Source organism: Catenibacterium sp. co_0103 (assembly GCF_004168205.1).
GTDB classification, from domain to species: Bacteria; Bacillota_I; Bacilli_A; order Erysipelotrichales; family Coprobacillaceae; genus Catenibacterium; species Catenibacterium mitsuoka_A.
Genome location: NZ_RCYB01000111.1, coordinates 1 through 6,010 on the forward strand (window position 1 = coordinate 1; position 6,010 = coordinate 6,010).

Annotated in this window: 4 protein-coding genes and 1 tRNA gene; 2 read left to right on the forward strand and 3 right to left on the reverse strand. The window is 34.4% G+C overall.

Features of this window, described 5'->3' with window-relative positions; translation table 11 throughout:
* Positions 1 to 96 precede the first annotated feature (96 nt).
* Positions 97 to 172 (forward strand) — tRNA-Ala (locus tag EAI80_RS11595).
* 476 nt (positions 173 to 648) lie between these two features.
* On the opposite strand, the gene EAI80_RS11600 is transcribed toward EAI80_RS11595, so the two are convergent.
* From EAI80_RS11600 to EAI80_RS11610, 3 genes are read right to left on the reverse strand one after another with little or no spacing between them, the layout of a single operon-like run.
* Positions 649 to 1,860: an aminotransferase class I/II-fold pyridoxal phosphate-dependent enzyme gene (locus tag EAI80_RS11600; protein WP_129982163.1), complete on the reverse strand. Its 1,212-nt coding sequence runs from the start codon at positions 1,858 to 1,860 to the stop codon at positions 649 to 651.
* Between the two features lie 45 nt (positions 1,861 to 1,905).
* Entirely contained in the window at positions 1,906 to 2,496 is a 591-nt protein-coding gene (locus tag EAI80_RS11605) for a histidine phosphatase family protein (RefSeq protein WP_129982164.1), read from the reverse strand.
* 3 nt (positions 2,497 to 2,499) lie between these two features.
* Complete coding sequence (locus EAI80_RS11610) at positions 2,500 to 5,424, reverse strand: glycoside hydrolase family 2 TIM barrel-domain containing protein (protein ID WP_129982165.1); 2,925 nt, start codon at positions 5,422 to 5,424, stop codon at positions 2,500 to 2,502.
* A 136-nt stretch (positions 5,425 to 5,560) separates the two neighbouring features.
* Here EAI80_RS11610 and EAI80_RS11615 point away from each other — a divergent pair, with 136 nt between their 5' ends.
* Positions 5,561 to 5,938, forward strand: coding sequence for a PocR ligand-binding domain-containing protein (locus EAI80_RS11615; protein ID WP_129982166.1), 378 nt, complete (start codon positions 5,561 to 5,563; stop codon positions 5,936 to 5,938).
* Positions 5,939 to 6,010: the final 72 nt, after the last annotated feature.

Genomic DNA, 6,010 nt, shown 5'->3' on the forward strand with positions numbered 1-6,010 from the left:
GGCCTGTAGCTCAGTTGGTTAGAGCGCACCCCTGATAAGGGTGAGGTCGATGGTTCAAATCCATTCAGGCCCACCATGTTTATTTAAAATTTTTCCGGGGCCTTAGCTCAGCTGGGAGAGCGCCTGCTTTGCACGCAGGAGGTCAGGAGTTCGATCCTCCTAGGCTCCACCAATTATATCAATCCAATATTTTTTGAAGAATAGAATTACGTAGGGCATCTAAATACCGAAGAACCTCCTCAATGTAAAATTGAGGAGGTTCTTTTATTTTTTAGTCAAACTGTTTACAAATGATAAAAATCGTGTGGCTAGAAATGAATGAATATTCATTTCTAGCCCTTTTTAGTAGTTAAACTATTATGAAACAAAGCAAACACAACATTCTCTACTCACCACAAAGGTTAAGACTATTCTTGGACGCTCTATGGATGTGGCTCTTGATAGTCTGAAGTGCTACTGCAATGACCCTGTTTCCAACTTCACTTGTTGTCGAAAGCTTCCTGCTCGTACTCTCTTTGAATGCATCATGATTTTTTCAAATTACTCCTCAATAGCTGAATTGTCTCACTTTTTTGAGGGTCACGGTCCACATTTTGCTTTTTTATGAAACTATAATGAGTTATTTACCCGTTACAGCCCCTTTTCACGTTAGAATACGTATTCTTTTAATCTTTGCATGGCTTCCTGCAATAATGCATGTGGCAATGCAATGTTAAGTCTTATACCCCATGGATCATGGAACTGAACACCACTTTGCCAATCTACACCTACATCCCATCCTTTTTGAATAAGTTCATCAATAGTCAGATGATTCTTTAGGCAGTAGTCTTCACAATGTAGGAACACCATATAAGTACCCTGCGTTTGAGATACTTCAATACCTTCTACATTGTTTTTAATAAAGTCATAGGTATATTTCATATTCTGTTCAAGTACCCGATTTAACTCATCCACCCATTCAATAGATTTTTCACGATAGGCACCTATTAAAGCATGCATAGATAAAACGTTCATACTATTGTAATGTGTTGAAGTGGCTACTTTGTTGAGCTGTTCTCTTAAATAGTCATCACAAATAATATGATAGCTGCCAATAAGTCCTGCTAAGTTAAATGTCTTACTTGGTGCATAAATAGAGATTGTGCGTCTTTTAGCATCTTCACTTACACTATAAGTAGGAATATGCTTATATCCTGTAAATACAATGTCTGACCATATTTCATCTGATACGACAATGACATCATTTTCTTTGAAAACATTCATTGCCTGTTCAAGTTCTTCTTTTTCCCATACACGTCCATATGGATTATGAGGAGAACAGAGAACTGCTAAGCGAATGTTATTGTTTTTGATACGTTTGTCCATGTCCCGATAATCCATGCGCCACACGCCCTCTTCATCCTTTACGAGAGGACTTAATTCAGCCACCCGGTCTGTATCATTTAATACAGTGGAAAACCCTACATAAGTAGGACTATGGAAGAGAATCTTGTCTCCTGGCTTTGTAAAGGCATGAATAACACTTGCTAAACATCCTAAAACACCATTCTCATAACCAATATACTCTTTCTTTAAATCATGAATGTTGTTTCTTGTCTTCTGCCAATACATGATGGCTTCATAATAATCATCAGATGGATAAAAATAACCAAATAGTGGATGTGCGATACGTTTATTGAGAGCATCCATTACACTTGGTGCTGTCGCAAAATTCATATCAGCCACCCACATTGGAATAATACTAAAACCTTCTTTAGGGAAAGTAGGCTTCTTGACATGACCTTTTTGAGATCCTACTGCATCCAAGGCCATGGCATCTTTTCCTTTTCTATCAATGATTGTTGTAAAATCGTACTTCATGACATTGTCTCCTTATTATTATAATAGGATGACTTGAAATGTTACTTAATAGACTGCATTCAGAATAGTATCAAGTGAATAATGTCCTTCTTTATAATCCACTATGATTGTTGTCGCATTATCTGGAAAGCTTAAGCGTGCATCATGAGGCACAAGTGTTTTTACTAATCCATAAAGTGAGCAGCCATGTCCAACAATAAGTACTGTATCATCTTCTTTACTTGATGCAATGATGTCATTAATGGATTCTATATGTTTGTTAATCACATCATGGAGATTTTCTCCCTCATATGGTCGATAATCCATTTCTAGAGTATCCATCCAGTCAGTACTTTCTACATGTAGCTTTCTTACAAGTTGTGTATTGATTCCTTCTAAGATTCCAAAATTCACTTCTTTTAAACGTTTGTCATAAATAGGTGCAATATTATGACCTTGAAGTATAATCTCTGATGTCTCTACTGCTCTTCCAAGTGGTGATGTATAAGCCTTGTTTATACTATAGTCCTTTAATTGTAAAGACATGTTTTCTACCTGTTTAACGCCTAATTTTGATAAAGGTGAATCACACCATCCCTGTGTTAAATTGATTTCATTAAAGTGTGTTTTACCATGTCTTACAAATAGAAACTTCATTGATTATTCTCCTTTAAATACAAAGTGTAGATGATGCTTATTCTTATCTAATAAGAATTCTTCATGTGTCTTAGCACCCCATGTATCATCTCCTGCAACACCCATCTGTTTCTCATTAATACATAATACTGTCTGATATGCTTCAGGTAATTCATCATGATGACGTGCATTTTCTAATTCATAAGGTGTGTAATGTAAAGCTGACATTTCAAAATCATCGCCCTCTAATAATAATACCTTATTTTCACCATGAATCAACACTTCCTTAACATGTGTTCTATTGCCACATTCCTGTGGGTAAAGATAAGCTGTACAGTTGTCTGTGACATTATAATCATATCTTCCAAGCATTGCCCCTTTATTTCTATCTATATAGTTTTCTTCTGGACCAAATCCATAATATGAGACATGCTCCATATCCTTATATAATTGGAATAATAGGCCGAATGCAGGCATTTCAATATTGGATGCAAGAGGCTGATAAGACATATCTACTTCTACTTTTCCATCTCCATATACAGTATACGTAAGATAAAGTAGTTCATCTCCTAAACGAGGTAAATCATATGTATATTCAATCTCGCATGATGTTTCTTCTTTAACTACTCTCACAAATTGACATTTAGCATATAAACTTGCAGTTAGCCATTCACCATAGCGATAGCCATATTTATTTTCCACATCATTATTTGTAGAAGCTCTAAAGAAGTTTGGTTTTACAGGCACACGAATGTATTCTTCTTGATGATAACGATAAGACACTAATCCTTTCTGTTTTGAGAAAATGACATTGAAGTCCTTCCCTACTACACCAACATTTAAATAGTCTTCTACCACCTTAACTGGTAAAGAAGAATTCTTTACTGTTTGAGGTTCATAGTTATAAATGTACTGTTCATATGCATACACTTGATCATCTTTCTTTAGATAAATATTCAATGCATATTCTTTGTTATCTTCAACCACAAAAGGATTCTTGATTGTAGTTGTGTTTTGTGGTGCACATGCAATAATAACATTCTGAGACTTAATGACATAGCCGTCACATAACAAATCAATCTGTAAAGTGTATTCTTTCAAATCAGTAAATAAGTATCTATTATCTAATTTAATTTCCTGTTCATTGATTGTGAAATCTACATATTGATAACAATACTTTACTTCCTGCATCTTAGGAGTATTCTTACGATTCGCAAAGACTAATCCATCGCCACAGAAATCATAATCACTTGGTCTTTCTTTAAAATCTCCTCCATAACAGAGTTTTCCATCATGATATAATGCCTGATCGATATAATCCCAGATAAAACCTCCCTGATAAAGAGGATATTTCTTTTCTAAATCAATATACTTAAATAAAGCACCATTACTATTACCCATTGAGTGCGCATATTCACATAGAATGAACGGTTTGTCCTGATGTGTAGTTAAGTACTTTTCTATATCTTTCCCATATGTATACATCTGGCTTTCGATATCACTTGTCTCATTGTAAGAACGATCATGGAAGATACCTTCATAATGAATGACACGTGATTGGTCTTTGTTTCTTAAGAATTGAGACATTTCATAGAGATTCTTACCTCCGTGAGATTCATTACCTAAAGACCATATAATAATAGAAGGATGATTCTTGTCTCTTTCATACATTGAATTTGCACGATCTAGAACAATATCTAACCATTCAGGCTTATTATCAGGAATAATATGTTCCTTGTCAAAGTACTCACTCCATGTACCATGTGTTTCTAGGTTCACTTCATCAATGACATAAAGTCCATATTCATCACATAGATCATAGACGAAAGATTGATTAGGATAGTGTGATGTACGCAATGCATTGATATTATGTGCCTTCATATTTAAGATATCCTGTTTTGTTTCTTCATAAGATACATGTCTACCTGTATAAGCAGAAAATTCATGTCTATTAACACCGTGGAAGATGATTCTCTGACCATTGATACACATAATACCGTTTATGATTTCAAACTCTCTGATACCAACCTGCTGGCTGATGCATTCTACTAAGCCTTCTTCATCCATTACTTCAATAATCAATGTATAAAGGTGTGGTTTTTCTGCAGACCATAAATGAGGATAATCTAATTCAAATTGAAGTGATGTACTATCCTCTTTTATTTGACTCGCAATAATTTCATCATTATATTTTAAAGTATAAATAACCTTTGTAGGGTGAATAACAGTTGGATTCACTTCTACGACAGCATGATCATAGGTGTCATTCAAATGTGTAAGTACCTTTATATCTTCCAAGTGTGTATGAGGCACCATTTCTAGTTCTACATCTCTAAATATTCCTGAGAAACGCCAGAAGTCCTGGTCTTCTAGCCAGCTTCCGCTACTAAAGCGATACACATTCACTGCAATCTTATTTTTTCCTTCTTCTATCAAAGAAGTGATATTAAAACGTGATGGTGTAAAAGTATCTTCACTATAGCCTACAAAAGTTCCATTAACCCATAAAGCCATTGCGGATTCTACACCCTTAAAATTAATATAAACATCCGTGTTATCTTTAATAACTGAACTATCAAAATATGTAATATAGCTGCCAATTGGATTATGTTCTGGAATCTCTCCTGGTATGATTTGTTCTGTAGCAGACCAAGGGTAGATCTGATTGACATACATAGGTGTTCCATAACCCTGTAACTGAATATGTCCAGGAACATTGATTTCATCCCAGTTATCACTGTTGTAATCCTTGTTAGAAAAATCTTTAATCAATTGATTAAACCCATTAGCATAATGAAATTTCCATTTACCATTTAAAGAATAGATATAGCTACTCTTATTTGTATGCATCTCCTCTAGAGAGGCATAGCGATGTATTGAGGCATGTGCCTTTTCACGATTGATATTAAATACCTTTGGGTCTTTGACCCATTCATTGTTCATTTCCATATATATTATCCTCCAAATATAATTATAAAAATATGAAAACAAATAGAAATGGAATAGAGTATAATATAGGGTAAAATAGTATAATGTTGTATTTTTTTACTTTTGTTGAGATATAATGGTTGTGAGGTGATTTAATATGGAAGACTTAGAAAAAATACTCAAACAGCTCTATCTTGTCTCAGGATTGAATATGTCCATCTTTGACATTAATCAAAAAATACTGGCTTCTTATCCTCATAAGAAATCCAAATTCTGCCATGAGATAGAGAAGAGCAAAGCTTCTGATCATTGTTTTATATGTGATATAAATGCGATGAATCATGTAAAAGAGACTGGCGAACTTTATGTCTATCAATGTCATTTTGGACTCAGTGAAGCAATTATGCCTTTATATTCTTATGGTGCTTTAACTGGTTATCTAATGATGGGACAAGCGGTTATAGGAACATATAGAAACTATTCTGAAATCATCAATAAATCTAAGCCCTATTTTGAAAATGAAAAAGAATTTTGAATACCCATAATCTACAGGTAACGATTTAAGAGAAGTGTGGAGCAGAAATATTCAGGATATAGACTATTTGTC